Genomic DNA, 13,646 nt, shown 5'->3' on the forward strand with positions numbered 1-13,646 from the left:
TACAGATAGAACCTACTAACCTATTCGACAGCACGTGAAAGAGCGATTAGTCGTTATTCCGACCTACAACGAAATCGAGAACATCGAAGCCATTGTTCGCAAGGTTTTTAGCCTGGCCGAACCGTTCGATATTCTCATTGTCGATGACGGTTCGCCCGACGGAACCGCTCAGCGTGTGCGCGATTTACAGGCAGAGTACCCGCCAGCTGGGGCATTTTGTCGGCTTCATCTTCTCGAACGACGTGGCAAATTGGGCCTGGGTACGGCTTATATCGACGGCTTCAAATGGGCGTTGTCGCGTGGGTATCAGTACCTGTTCGAGATGGATGCCGATTTTTCGCACAATCCCGAAGACCTCATTAAACTGTATAACGCCTGCGCTACGACCGGCCCCGACCGCGCTGACGTATCGGTGGGCTCGCGCTACATTCGAGGAGTCAACGTAGTGAACTGGCCAATGGGTCGCGTGCTAATGTCCTATTTTGCAGGAGTTTACGTTCGGAACGTAACAGGTATGCCTGTGATGGACCCTACTGCTGGTTTTGTTTGCTACCGGGCCGAAGTGCTGGAGGTTATTCTGCATAATCCCATCCGGTTTGTGGGCTATGCGTTCCAGATTGAAATGAAATTTACGTGCTGGAAATACGGTTTCCGCATCCGCGAAGTGCCCATCATCTTCACCGACCGTACTAAAGGTGTCTCGAAAATGTCTTCCAAGATTTTCAAGGAAGCCGTGTTTGGAGTTCTTCAGATGAAAATCAGCAGTTTTTTCCGTCACTACATTCCCCGTCGGGAGACCGCCAACGTAGAAGAACCGGCGAATGCGATGTAGGGGTAACGTATCATTCAAGCGTAACGAAAACTACTCCCGCCAGCCTTCTGGTTTAAATGGCGTTTGCCGGTCATTTTGCAGACAGGGAGCCAAAGGAGGTCTGTCATCGTTAGGCCATAATCGAACTTTAGCTTTCAGGCGTTCACCCAAATAAGGTGGCGAAGGCTCGGTATTGGGCAGTCGATTGTTCAGCGCAAAAAATAAGCCATCAAGGCTTGCTTCATAGGTGCCTCTAGACTTCAAGGAATCGGCTACTGTAGTGGTTGGTGCTACTCCATAGGGTAATCCTTTTGCGTCCTTTCGATCTAGCCAGTAATGTCCCAGCGATACTGCTGAAGCTGAGAAATAACCCACTACCATAACTTTGGGATTATCCACCTGATGTACATTGCCCGCTAAAGCTGTGGGCAGATTGTCGGCCAAGCCACCCGAATGCTGGGTCTGCTCCTGAAAAATTTTGTAATACCGATACGCATCAGGCGTTAAGGAAAGCTGGCGTACATCGACTAATCCCGGCCCAGGGTCATAAAAGGGTACTTGAGCTACTCGTTGCTGAACAATGGGCTGGCCATTCGTAAACTGGTCGTCAAATACCTCAATATCATACCCATAGACGATTTGCCAGCACGGCGTTTCGCAGCCATAATCATATATCCAATCCTCTTTCGGAACTTCCGGTGCTTCTTCACCCGCTTTACCCGCTGGTGGGCTAAAACAGTCGTTATACGGTTCCGTGCCGGTTACAAAGTAATCTCGGGCTCGGTACACATTCGGTAAAACTTTATACTTCGAGTAAACGCCTTGCCGGCAGCTATGACACCAATATTGACGCTCCCAAAGTTTCCACTCCCAACGGTAATAATTATGTTGACTAGCCGGATCCTGCGTATCAATAAAGATATCATGAGCGGCCTTGTAGCCTTTTAATTGCTGCGGAGATAAACTGTTGGGATTAAATCGGGCCGTTATTTTTTCGATTGGCGCCACCGTTGGCATTGTCTGTGGCGTAGATAAATAACGAGAACCATCGGAAAGCGTAAAGCGAAGCTGATACGTATGACCCACCTGCCCTTTGAAATCAGCGGGCAGTTGGTAGCTTCCATCCACGGTTTCATGACAGGCAATCACCTGAACCGAATCAACAATGATTTCTACCGTTGCTTTAGGAAGCGGTACAGTATTGATCTGGCCTGTTAGCCGATCGGCCTGCGTCTGACTGAGTTTAATAAGTTGGGGTTCTGGCAGATTGGTGATGGTACCGTCTACTACAAGAATGGTCTTTGAACTGTGTAGATCAATATCCGCCGGATCGATACAGGCAAACGGAACGATGAGCGTTAGTAAACCAATTAACACAAATAAAGCAACTGAACGCATGTGTTTTTTATGAATTATAACGTGTTCATAAAACCACTTTGTAATTGCGTTCTACTTTCCAGCTATACTTTCTGGGTGTCTTTTACATTCATTTAAGGTTCCACTGCTACGTTCACTTCGCTACGTTCGGAAGCGTTTTCGGAAAATGGACGTAATAGTTTGTTAGCTACTCTGCTTGATACGTATCGTTTCTGTGAAGGCAGATTTAAGAGTTTGCCTTCACAGAAACAAACAGTTTAATAGCTAAACCGACAAATTTCCCTCAATAGAATCGTCTAGTGTTTTGCCGATAACGGCACCAACAGCCATTTTGGCGAAGGCTACGGCGTTACCGTGTTTGTTATCCCAGTAATAACCCTCCCGTGCATCGACGCGAATAACGGTGATACGTGGATCATCTTCACCTTCGGTGAACCAGGTTTTTAACAACGGCTCCCAAAGTTCCTTAATTAACGCTCGGTCGGTTGAGATAGTAGCTTCGCCGTAAACGCTCAGAAAATCAGAATTTTGCGAACCTTGAAAGAGTAAGTGTACGCGGTTGTCAGCGGCAATATCGGCGTTTTTATGGCTGTCGTTGGCACTCAAAAACCACAAACTGCCCGATTCGTCTACTTTCTGGATCGACATGGGCCGCGTTTTGATGGGTTGCCCCGTAGTGATTTTGGTACAGAAGTAACAAGTACGCGCGTCCTCCGCCAATTCTTTAATTTTCTTCCCGGCTTCGGTACCTCTGAGGTCTTCGTGGTTTTGTTCAGGCTGTTGTTGATTGATACTATCCATGGCTTTTGATGCTAGTTTATAGTTCGTTTACAACGTATTGTTTAATCAAAGGTTTTTCATCTAATGCCTAAAAAGTCTCCAGCCTGGCTATACATTTACGTAAAAACTAATCGACTAATAAATATTATACGTATCAGATGCCAGTTGGGATAAGAAAACTTTTTATTTGCAGGATACAATGCTGAACTGGCATTGATACGTATCCGTATCTACTCGCATCCATGCGTTATTTTACAGCTATTTTAGTTTCAATATTGACTATTGCGCTCGTTTGGGCACTCAATCGTCCATGGGGCGGTATTCCTGCTTTTGGGCCGCTGCTTAGCCCGTTTGTTGGTTTCTGGCAAAATGCCGAGTCGGATCAGACCAACGATGAAGAAGTGAACGTAACGGGCACCCGTGCACCTGTTTCAGTCGTTTTCGACGATTTAGCCATTCCGCACGTATTTGCGCAAAACGACTACGACCTTTATTTCGCGCAGGGATACATCACCGCCCGCGACCGGCTGTGGCAAATGGAGTTTCAGACGCACGCTGCGGCTGGCCGGGTTTCGGAAATTGTTGGCGAACGGGCCCTCGAACTAGACCGATTTAATCGCCATCTGGGTATGGGCTACGGTGCCGAGCAAACGCTGAAAGGCATGGAAGCCGACCCCACTACGCGCGAGGTTTTGGCGGCTTACACGGCGGGCATTAACGCCTGGATTGATCAACTTTCGCCGGCTCAATATCCAATTGAATATAAATTACTTGGCTACGCGCCCGAACCATGGACGCCCCTGAAATGTGCGCTTCTGCTGAAACAGATGAGCAGCACACTGGCCGGTGGAGCCGATGATTTGTTGATGACCAACGTATTACGTAAATACGGAGCTGCCGTTACGTCCGATCTGTTCCCGGATTATCCCACCCGCGAAGATCCAATTATTCCGTCCGGTACCAAGTGGGATTTTAAGCCGTTGCCTTTACCAACTCCTTCCAAGGATAGTCTGCTTACCAATTTAATTGCCTTATCTGCACCGGGTTTTGGCGTATCACCCAACCGTGCTAATCCTGAAATCGGTTCGAATAACTGGGCCGTGGGTGCGCAGAAATCGGCTACTGGCCACCCAATCCTGGCGAATGACCCGCACCTGACGCTGAGTTTGCCATCAATTTGGTACCAGATTCAGTTGGTGTCGCCAACGGTCAATACGTATGGCGCGTCGCTGCCCGGAGCCCCCAACGTAATTATCGGCTTCAATAAAAGCGTTGCCTGGGGCGTAACCAATGTCGGGGCCGACGTACTGGATTTTTACGCCATTAAATTTAAAGACGCATCGAAGCAGCAATATTGGCATGATAATCAGTGGAAACCGGTTCGGCGCCGGCTCGAAACGATTAAAGTTAAAGGCAAACCCGACGTAGTAGATACGGTCTATTATACGCATCACGGTCCGCTGGTTTACGAAACGGGCGCTAAACCATTCCGGCCGAGCATTCCGACCGGTTATGCCGCTCGCTGGATCGCGCATGAGCAGTCGAACGATATGCTTTGTTTTTACAAGCTGAATCGGGCCGAGAATTTTGCCGACTACCGCAAAGCACTGGCTTACTACGTAGCACCGGCGCAGAATTTTGTGTACGCCGATAAGAATAATGACATCGCGATTTCGCCCAATGGACGTTTTCCGTTGAAATGGAAAAATCAGGGTAAGTTCCTGATGGATGGCACAAACCCTGCCAACGACTGGCACGGATACATTCCTGCCGATCAGAATCCACTGGTGAAAAACCCTCCTCGTGGCTTCGTCAGTTCGGCAAATCAGTTTTCTACTGATCCAACCTACCCCTACTACATCAACTGGCAATTTGCCCCTGCTGAGCGTGGAAGACGTATCAATCAACGGTTAACGACCATGAAAGGAGCAACAATCGACAGTTTGCGCATGCTTCAGAATGATAATTATAATCTGCGCGCATCCGATGCTCTTCCTACGTTATTACCCAAGCTATCGGAGAAAGGTATGAACGACCAGCAACGTAACGCCTTGCAGACATTGCGGCAGTGGCAACGTAGCAACAATGCCGGCGAAATTGGCCCAACTATTTTCACCGAATGGATCGCTCAACTCACAAAAGCCATCTGGGCCGACGAATTTGATACCGGTGATACGTTGCCCATGCGATTTCCCTCGTTCGACCGGACGCTGACGATGATGCAGCGCGATACCAGCGCCCGCTGGTTCGACAATACGAAGACGCCGATTCGTGAACGTTTTTCCGACGTACTAAACGAGAGTTTCCGCGCTACATGCGATACGTTGGTGAAAAAACATGGTCCCGTCGGTACGTCGTGGAATTGGGGACCCCATAAGGGAACTGACATTCGCCATTTATTGCCGGGCGTCGATGCGTTCAGCGCGCTCGACCTGGACGTTGGCGGTGGAGCTACGGTTGTCAATGCCACCAACGAACGTACCGGCCCGTCGTGGCGTATGGTTGTGGCTCTGGGCGATCAGCCCAAAGCGTATGGATTGTATCCGGGGGGGCAGTCAGGAAATCCAGGAAGTCCTCATTATCAGAACATGATTGAAACCTGGCGGCTCGGGAAATTGAACGAACTGCTTTATCTGCAAACCGCGCAGGATAAAAATCCGCGATTAAAACGGACTATGACTTTGAAATGACCCGTTTTTGTAACCCATTTGATACGTATTAAATCCGCTGCTTTCGAAGCAAATCCAGTATTATGATGCAAATTATTTTGATTGCCGTTCTCAGTTTTCTGGCTCAGTTAATGCTCCCGTGGTGGAGTCTGGCGGTTGTGGCTGGTTTGGTTTGTTTCTGGCGTAGTCCGGGTGCGCTGGCTGCTTTTTTTTACGGTTTTACAGGAGTGGCTATTGTTTGGCTTTTCTACGCCATACTTATACATCTACGTACTGATGGAATTTTTACGGCACGTATGGGTCAACTTCTTTTCAAAATGAGTAACGCGGCCATGCCCATGCTGGCGACGGCAATTCTTAGTGGGTTGGTTGGCGGACTTGCAGGACTAAGCGGCTACCTTATTCGACGTAGCACTGACAATCAAACCGCATAGGTCATAAATCATAAATCGCTAATTCAAACAACTTCAATAACTTTGTAAGATAAACTGTCACTAATCAATACGTTTCCTGTGAAGAATGCCTCGTTGATTCTAAATGTCGTACTGACAATTGCCGTAGCTGTTCTGTACTACCTGCATTTTAAAGATCGCCAGCCCGAAGCTGCTCCCGCAGCCCCCGTCGAAGCTAAAGGCAGATCCATTGTATACGTGAATGTTGATTCACTACTTACCCGATACGAATATTTTAAAGACACTCAAAAAGTGCTCGAAAGCAAGCGTTTCCAACTGGAAAACGATTTGGCTGCCAAAGGGCGTAACCTGCAAAACAAAGTCGCGTTCTTCCAGCAACGTGCCCCAACAATGACTCAGGAGCAAGGCCGTGCTACCGAAGCGTCGCTTCAGAAAGAACAGCAGGACATTCTGGCGTATCGCGAGCGTGCTGCGCAGAATTTGGCGTTGGAAGAGCAAACCAAAAACAAAGAGCTTTACGATCAGATTTACGATTATCTGAAAAAAATCAATGCTCAGAATAAATATGAGTTTGTATTAGGCTACACCAAAGGCGGAGGCATTCTGTTTGCCGATCAGGCGGCCGACCGAACCAAAACCGTTCTGGATGGCCTTAACAAAGAATACCAGTCGAAACAGACAAAAAAATAAAGTACAGTAGCATAAAAAATCCGCCTGAGTTTGAATTCAGGCGGATTTTTTGTTTAAACACGTTTTGGCACACTTATTGACAATAGACGCCAAATCTGTAATTTATAGACCGTTTTGACATAAGTGACAATTAATCCGCGAATTGATGTATACGGTTTATGAAACTTCAGCTAGTTAGACAGACTAGGCACCATTTTTGCCCATAAACAAAGCAATCCTACCTTGTGGAATTAAAAGCCTCAGGGAAGAGTAGCCAAACATCGCTTGGGTTTGGGCCGGTGCCGTACCGGATCTTGAGGCTGTGATTTCGGTACCATTCGTGAGAGTGTAAACACCGGCCCCCCAGGCGTCCTATTTCTTATTTGGAATGCTATTTCTTCCGAGCGTCACAAACCTCTGTGCAATTTCCCGTGTTTTTGGTCATACTCAGCTACCTTTGTAGCCCTTTGACCTAGTTAGTATGGCTTCTGCTTCAATTGTTAAACAGGTTGATGTCCGAAATCGCCGGGCATCGTTTGAATACGTATTTCTGGAAACGTATACGGCTGGTATTGTCCTGACCGGTACCGAAATTAAATCAATACGTCAGGGAAAAGTGAATTTGCAGGACGCTTACTGCCTGATTATGAACGATGAGATGTTTATTCGTCAGATGAGCATTTCGGTATATACAGAAGGAACGTATTACAACCACGAACCCCTCCGCGAGCGGAAACTCTTACTGACCAAACGCGAAATCAAACGGCTTACCGAAAAATTAAAAGATCAGGGCTTAACTATCGTTCCTATCCGGCTTTTCACCAACGAACGCGGCTTTGCCAAAATCGAAATAGCGCTGGCGAAAGGTAAAAAGCTCTACGATAAGCGTGAAAGTATCAAAGAACGCGACGTAGAGCGCGATATGCAGCGCGAGCGGTATTGATGGAAGACCCCGACAGGACCTGGCTGTTGAAGACACGATTGCGGACAATTCAATAGCTACAATTGACAGCCGGAGCCTGTCAGAGCCTTCTCCAAACTAAATTTCCCCGAAGTATTGCCGTTATGTGGATAACTATGTAAATTGCTACCGTACAGAGGCATATAAACATGTATGGGTAGGAAAGTATTAGTCTTAAATCAAGATTACAGTGCCCTCAGCATTTGCTCCGTCCCCAAAGCATTTTTGCTGGTTTACCTGGATAAAGCTGAACTTGTTGCCGAGTCTGAGCAATTTAAGCTCCGAACCGTATCTGCCGAGTTCTCCATGCCATCCGTCATTCGGCTCCACCGCTACGTTAATCTGCCTTATAAAGGCGTAATGCTGACCCGGCAAAACATCTTCAAGCGCGACGGTCATCACTGCCAATACTGCGGAACTACCGAAGATTTAACGCTGGATCACGTATTGCCAAAATCGCGGGGAGGGAAGACGAGTTGGGATAATCTGGCAACGGCCTGTAAACGGTGCAATTCACGCAAAGGCGATTTTACGCCCGAAGAAGCAAATTTGAAACTACGTCAGAAGCCATTTAAGCCAACTTTCCTGGTTTTTCTGCGTGAGTTCTCAGGTTCAATCGAACAAAGCTGGATGCCGTTCCTGGCGAAAAAAGAAAGGGCGTTTCAATAGTTGCTCTTTCTGATAAAAAGGAGACGAGAAGAAAAGAGAGATGGCGTTGGCTTTCTTTCTCAACTTTTCGTCTCCTTTTCTATTTTTAATAGCCTTCTCCCTCAATTTCAAACACTTTTGCCGTTTCCGAAACTTTTTTCCGAAAGCAATTGCTATCTTTGCAGTCCTTTTTCGGAAGAAACAATTATATAACCAAAAGTCAGTCCGCCGTTGACCTACGGGCTGATGTACTGAGTGGGTCAGGAAACTTTTTTTTATGAGCAAAACGCAGCAACGCGACCTGCCGGCATTTGATTGGGACCGCGCAGACAACAAAGGGTTTGGGAGTGGCTATTCGGATGCGGATCGCAACCGGATGTTGGAGATGTACGACAATACGTTGTCGGAAGTAAAAGAGAAAGAAGTGGTAATGGGAACCGTCGTTGGGATAACGGACCGGGAGATATTACTCAACATTGGATTTAAGTCGGATGGCTTGGTACCTGCTTCTGAATTCCGGGATTTGCCGGATCTGAAGATGGGCGATGAAATTGAAGTTTACGTAGAAAATCAGGAAGACCCGAACGGCCAACTGGTTCTTTCGCGTAAGAAAGCGAAAGTAATTACGGCATGGCAGAAAATTCAGAAAGCGCTTGACGATGACCTCGTTATCGATGGTTTCGTGAAACGCCGGACGAAAGGCGGTCTGATTGTCGATATTTATAGTGTTGAAGCGTTCTTGCCAGGTTCGCAGATCGACGTGAAGCCAATTCGCGATTTCGATATCTTCGTTGGTAAGAAAATGGAGGTTAAAGTCGTCAAGATCAATTATGCAAACGACAACGTAGTGGTTTCGCATAAAGTCCTGATCGAGAAAGACCTCGAAGCACAACGCGCTCAAATCCTGAACAACCTGGAGAAAGGTCAGGTACTGGAAGGCGTTATCAAAAACATGACCAACTTCGGTGTGTTCATCGATCTTGGTGGTGTCGATGGTCTGTTGCACATCACGGATATTTCGTGGGGACGTATCAGCCATCCATCGGAAGTACTGCACCTCGACCAGAAAGTGAACGTAGTAGTTCTCGACTTCGACGAGGACAAAAAACGTATCTCGCTGGGCATGAAGCAGCTTCAGGCTCACCCATGGGATGCGCTGGCAGAAGACATCCAGGTTGGTTCGAAAGTGAAAGGCAAAATCGTGAACGTAGCCGATTACGGTGCGTTCCTCGAAATCCAGCCGGGTGTAGAAGGCCTGATACACGTATCAGAAATGTCGTGGTCGCAGCACCTGCGTAACCCGCAGGAATTCCTGAAAGTTGGTGATGAAGTTGAAGCCGTTGTGCTGACACTTGACCGTAACGACCGGAAAATGTCGCTCGGTATCAAACAACTGACGGAAGATCCCTGGACTCGTCCAGAACTACGTAGCAAATATGCTGTTGGTACCAAACACAAAGGCGTAGTACGTAACCTGACCAACTTCGGCCTGTTCCTTGAGCTGGAAGAAGGTATCGACGGACTGGTACACGTATCAGACCTGTCGTGGACGAAGAAAATCAAGCATCCATCAGATTTCATCAAAGTAGGTGACGACCTAGAAGTTGTAGTTCTGGAACTGGACGTAGACAACCGTCGTCTGGCACTGGGTCACAAACAACTTGAAGAAAACCCATGGGATACCTTCGAAACCGTCTTTGCTGTTGGTACGATTCACCGTTGCACCATCCTGAGCAAAAACGACAAGATGGCAACCCTCGAACTGCCTTATGGTATCGAAGGTTTCTCATCGCTGAAGAACCTGTCAAAAGAAGATGGTACGTTTGCTGAAGTAGGCGAATCGCTTGATTTCAAAGTAACTGAGTTCTCGAAAGAAGAGAAGCGTATTATGCTGTCGCACACCAAGACGTGGCAGGAGAAAAACGAGCCTGTTAAAGAGGCCAAAGCTGGTAAAGCGGCTTCTCCAAAAGCCGCTCCTGCACAGGCAGAACGTGGTGCTACGTTAGGTGATCTTGACGCACTGGCTGCTTTGAAAGAGCAGATGGAAAGCAAGAACTAAGCGTTACGTCTCATTTTGTAAAAAGTGTACCCCCATGCTACGTAGCATGGGGGTATTTTTTTCAATGTCACTATTCAATTTAACTGATAAAGTCGTATGTTTGCACTCCCAAATACGTGATACGTCATGTGTGAGGGGAAATAGGGTTCCGTGGCCGAGTGGCTAGGCAGAGGTCTGCAAAACCTCGTACAGCGGTTCGAATCCGCTCGGAACCTCAACTTTAGTACAAAGGCTAATCAGTTTTACAGCGAAATGGCTGTTTTCTAACTGATTAGCCTTTTTTTATTATTCGTAGTTTATAATAAATAACCAACTTTAATCAACTAAATCCGTCCCTTGGTTCGCCCCCCTGGATTAAACTTTTTGTGAATAGGTATTGACCAAATCGAATTACAGAATGAAAACAGTTACTGACAAGGCGGTTAAATTTCTGCTGAAAAACTGAGTCTGGCCAGGGAAGCATTATCCTCTTATTCTTTCGTTACGAAAACAAACGATTTGTCATCTCAACCGGTCAGACAGTTGAGGTGTTTCAGTGGGAGACTCAACGCCAACAGGCTTACACTGCTGCAAAGGTTATTTCGATTGGGTCGGGAAAGACGACGTTACCGGCCCTTGTTTGGGCAGTACGGGAGAAAGTGGCAGTTACGCTCATTGGTCAGAACTGGAACCAGCTAACTGCTATTAACGGCCCTCTACTGAAACGTATTAACGAACACCTAACGAAACTGGGGAATTCCCCCCCCTTTCATTGGGCAGTTGCTGTCAGCAATTAACCAGGTAAATATGCCATTGAACCACCTCACCCACTACGCCTGATTACAGATATTATTATAAAGTGCCCGCGATCGCGTCAACGGTTCGTGTCGGCCACTCAGTTAAGGAACTTGTACGACACCGACCGGCCGACGTTCGACAACGTAGCAGCTCGGTTTCTAACGGTAAAGCAGATTGGGAAAACGCTCGACAAACAATGCTAGTACATGGCGCATAATATCCGCAATGCCTACGCCAATTAATTCAACAATTCACTACGTTGATTAAACAGGTATCAACGCGCTGAGGAGGGACAAATGCTACTCTTTGCCGTTAATCAAGGCGTTTAACTAACCGACAAAATACAGGCTGATATTGACTACCGAAAAGATAGACCCTACGAAATTGACTTGTAGGGAGGAGTAGGTAAAATCGTCAAAAGCACGTTGCTGCCTGACCGCTAGTTCAGGCAAAAAGAAACGTGTGCAAAATTCAGAGGGGGGCATATGATCAAAACGTAATCCAAAAAAAAGTAGTCTTTTTCGAAGAAAGCTGTTGCGAGGGTAGCACTCCTGATTGTCTCATACCTTCAATAATAAAATCAGAAAAACATTCTAAGGTGACGAGTTAACCAAAGCTTATCACCCTGCCGTGTAATGCAACGTCACTACCCTTGAACCAAGTGTTTTTGATTCCACTAAGGTCAGCTTACTCATGGGTGTATGGCTATCGAACAGTGGAATACCTGTCCCCAGTATGACCGGATGCAGCGTTAGTTTATATTCATCAATCAGGCCCAGACTCATTAGACTTTTGGCTAGGCCAGGGCTGCCGAATATTACCAGATCGTTGCCCTTTTGCTGTTTAAGTCGCTTCACCTCTTCCTCAACATTGTCCTTGATCAGCCTCGTATTATGCCAATCGGCGCTCGGTAATGTAGTGGAAAAAACGATTTTGGGAATCTGGTGTACCCATCGAGCGTGGTCAAGCGAATGTTTGTCCGCCTTAGGATCGGCCAAAACGGTGGGCCAGTAACCGGCCATTAATTGATACGTATTCTTACCGTAGACAGGAGCGCCTACCGTTTTTACCAGCTCGTCGGCGAATTGTTGAAGCTCCTCATTGTAGGACAAAAAACCGAGGCCGCCGTTACTATCTCCAGCAAAACCATCCAGAGATATATGGGCGAACAAAACTAACTTTCTCATGTAGTTTATTTTTTGCACAAAATTAAACCAAGCTCGGTACGCTCATAAAGGCCAATCGCGACAATATCAGGGTGATTTACGCATATGTGCACCTAACCCAACGTATTTAGCTCTTCAGTTATAGCCATAAAGAAGACTTTATGATCATGTTCAGGCCAATTTTAAGCCAGTCTCCCTTTATGTAATGGATCTAAAATATATCCCTTTGTCTCCTGTGGGATCGATTAAGGAGATGCACCATTAACAAGTAACCCCGTTTTGAGTTACCTTTTTAACTAATCAATGGAAACAGATGAAGAACATGTCGATAACCTTTCTGCTGGCGGGGGCTGTATTGGGCCTGCTTTTAGTTGTCACGGTAGATCAGGCCCGTACCAACCTGAACCGATCACTAAAGGCTAAGTAATTGAGCGGAACAAGATAGGGGTGAAGCGCCACTGCGACGCCGAGTAGGCAATTCCTCACTTGACTAATGAGAAGCGGAACGTACTGTAAACAGGAGCGAAAGAAAATTACAAAGGATGGTTATCGCCTATCCTGAGTCAGTACGCGAGCGCAGCCAAATTTTGTACTACCCTACCAAAGGGTGCTCGAGGCTGTTGAAAGGGTTTTACGGACAGACGGCCAGCACAGCCAACATGAGTAAAGTAGGGATTTAACAAATTGGCCCGGTGATGGGCCGAGTTCAGCCATGGCTGTACCGCCACACATTTCCATTACCAAAACTTCATCACTGCCATTAGCATTACAACCGGTGATGACGAAGCCGTCCAGCACCGCGCTGGTGGTTAGGCCCGGCAGATTACTAATAACGTGGTAACTGTTATCGCCGGCGTTACCCGTGGTGCCAATGTCGCCACTGAGGATCGTCGCCAGGGGCGTACTCAGCACCCGTTGGCTCAGGGCAGTTTCGGTACCCTCAGAGCCGCCATAGATAGCCACCCCGTTCTTCATCGAGAAGCTGATAGTCCGATCGGTGCCGGTGGTGGATTTGTAGGTGCCCGCGCTACCCAGACCTGATCACATGCACCACTGAGGCTAATCATCACCTGCAAGTTACCGCTAGCGTTGGCCCAGCTATTGCCATCACTGGTACCGGTAGCCGTTGATTTAACGAAACGAATGGTCTGGGCTTGGGCCAGTAGGCCAGCACCGAGAAAGAGTACTAACAGACTGACGGCCTACAGCCAAAACCGGATAAACGAAAGTAAAGAAAGCGTCATACAGATGCGTTGAAACAGACAGTTATTAAAGAAAAAAAGTGGTAAGGTGAATCGCTACCAGGGTAGACAATG

12 protein-coding genes and 1 tRNA gene are annotated in these 13,646 nt (G+C 47.3%); 9 read left to right on the plus strand and 4 right to left on the minus strand.

The window, feature by feature from the left end; translation table 11 throughout:
• Positions 1 to 34 precede the first annotated feature (34 nt).
• Positions 35 to 832, plus strand: coding sequence for a polyprenol monophosphomannose synthase (locus ACYVF1_RS21735; RefSeq protein WP_461082791.1), 798 nt, complete (start codon positions 35 to 37; stop codon positions 830 to 832).
• 30 nt (positions 833 to 862) lie between these two features.
• Here ACYVF1_RS21735 and ACYVF1_RS21740 read toward each other — a convergent pair whose 3' ends face one another.
• On the minus strand, positions 863 to 2,209 hold the full coding sequence (locus tag ACYVF1_RS21740) for a DUF4249 domain-containing protein (protein ID WP_461082793.1): 1,347 nt from the start codon (positions 2,207 to 2,209) through the stop codon (positions 863 to 865).
• 243 nt (positions 2,210 to 2,452) lie between these two features.
• Entirely contained in the window at positions 2,453 to 2,989 is a 537-nt protein-coding gene (locus tag ACYVF1_RS21745) for a pyridoxamine 5'-phosphate oxidase family protein (protein WP_461082795.1), read from the minus strand.
• 221 nt (positions 2,990 to 3,210) lie between these two features.
• Between ACYVF1_RS21745 and ACYVF1_RS21750 the strand changes: the two genes are divergently transcribed.
• From ACYVF1_RS21750 to ACYVF1_RS21780, 7 genes are all read left to right on the plus strand, one after another.
• Positions 3,211 to 5,658, plus strand: a complete 2,448-nt coding sequence (locus ACYVF1_RS21750) for a penicillin acylase family protein (RefSeq protein WP_461082797.1) — start codon at positions 3,211 to 3,213, stop codon at positions 5,656 to 5,658.
• A 62-nt stretch (positions 5,659 to 5,720) separates the two neighbouring features.
• Positions 5,721 to 6,071, plus strand: coding sequence for a hypothetical protein (locus ACYVF1_RS21755; RefSeq protein WP_461082799.1), 351 nt, complete (start codon positions 5,721 to 5,723; stop codon positions 6,069 to 6,071).
• A 78-nt stretch (positions 6,072 to 6,149) separates the two neighbouring features.
• Positions 6,150 to 6,740, plus strand: coding sequence for an OmpH/Skp family outer membrane protein (locus ACYVF1_RS21760; protein ID WP_461082801.1), 591 nt, complete (start codon positions 6,150 to 6,152; stop codon positions 6,738 to 6,740).
• A 460-nt stretch (positions 6,741 to 7,200) separates the two neighbouring features.
• Entirely contained in the window at positions 7,201 to 7,662 is a 462-nt protein-coding gene (gene smpB / locus ACYVF1_RS21765; protein WP_461082803.1) for an SsrA-binding protein SmpB, read from the plus strand.
• A 171-nt stretch (positions 7,663 to 7,833) separates the two neighbouring features.
• Positions 7,834 to 8,349: an HNH endonuclease gene (locus tag ACYVF1_RS21770; RefSeq protein WP_461082805.1), complete on the plus strand. Its 516-nt coding sequence runs from the start codon at positions 7,834 to 7,836 to the stop codon at positions 8,347 to 8,349.
• Positions 8,350 to 8,605: 256 nt separating this feature from the next.
• A complete protein-coding gene (gene rpsA, locus ACYVF1_RS21775) occupies positions 8,606 to 10,387 on the plus strand; it encodes a 30S ribosomal protein S1 (RefSeq protein WP_461082807.1) in 1,782 nt (593 codons plus the stop codon).
• 144 nt (positions 10,388 to 10,531) lie between these two features.
• A tRNA-Cys gene (locus ACYVF1_RS21780) sits at positions 10,532 to 10,602 on the plus strand.
• A 1,182-nt stretch (positions 10,603 to 11,784) separates the two neighbouring features.
• Here the strand turns inward: ACYVF1_RS21780 and ACYVF1_RS21785 are convergent.
• Positions 11,785 to 12,351: a dihydrofolate reductase family protein gene (locus ACYVF1_RS21785; protein WP_461082809.1), complete on the minus strand. Its 567-nt coding sequence runs from the start codon at positions 12,349 to 12,351 to the stop codon at positions 11,785 to 11,787.
• Positions 12,352 to 12,893: 542 nt separating this feature from the next.
• A complete protein-coding gene (locus ACYVF1_RS21790) occupies positions 12,894 to 13,058 on the minus strand; it encodes a CAP domain-containing protein (protein WP_461082811.1) in 165 nt (54 codons plus the stop codon).
• A gap of 106 nt (positions 13,059 to 13,164) precedes the next feature.
• Between ACYVF1_RS21790 and ACYVF1_RS21795 the strand changes: the two genes are divergently transcribed.
• Positions 13,165 to 13,371: a hypothetical protein gene (locus tag ACYVF1_RS21795; RefSeq protein ID WP_461082813.1), complete on the plus strand. Its 207-nt coding sequence runs from the start codon at positions 13,165 to 13,167 to the stop codon at positions 13,369 to 13,371.
• The last annotated feature ends 275 nt before the right edge of the window (positions 13,372 to 13,646 follow it).

Source organism: Spirosoma flavus (genome assembly GCF_054778555.1).

What these genes read in the sequence shown, in the direction of transcription:
- ACYVF1_RS21745 (WP_461082795.1), bottom strand. Translation starts at nt 2,989, where the DNA reads ATGGATAGTATCAATCAACAACAGCCTGAACAAAACCACGAAGACCTC.
- rpsA (WP_461082807.1), top strand. Translation starts at nt 8,606, where the DNA reads ATGAGCAAAACGCAGCAACGCGACCTGCCGGCATTTGATTGGGACCGC.
- ACYVF1_RS21770 (WP_461082805.1), top strand. Translation starts at nt 7,834, where the DNA reads ATGGGTAGGAAAGTATTAGTCTTAAATCAAGATTACAGTGCCCTCAGC.
- ACYVF1_RS21750 (WP_461082797.1), top strand. Translation starts at nt 3,211, where the DNA reads ATGCGTTATTTTACAGCTATTTTAGTTTCAATATTGACTATTGCGCTC.
- ACYVF1_RS21785 (WP_461082809.1), bottom strand. Translation starts at nt 12,351, where the DNA reads ATGAGAAAGTTAGTTTTGTTCGCCCATATATCTCTGGATGGTTTTGCT.
- ACYVF1_RS21755 (WP_461082799.1), top strand. Translation starts at nt 5,721, where the DNA reads ATGATGCAAATTATTTTGATTGCCGTTCTCAGTTTTCTGGCTCAGTTA.
- ACYVF1_RS21740 (WP_461082793.1), bottom strand. Translation starts at nt 2,209, where the DNA reads ATGCGTTCAGTTGCTTTATTTGTGTTAATTGGTTTACTAACGCTCATC.
- smpB (WP_461082803.1), top strand. Translation starts at nt 7,201, where the DNA reads ATGGCTTCTGCTTCAATTGTTAAACAGGTTGATGTCCGAAATCGCCGG.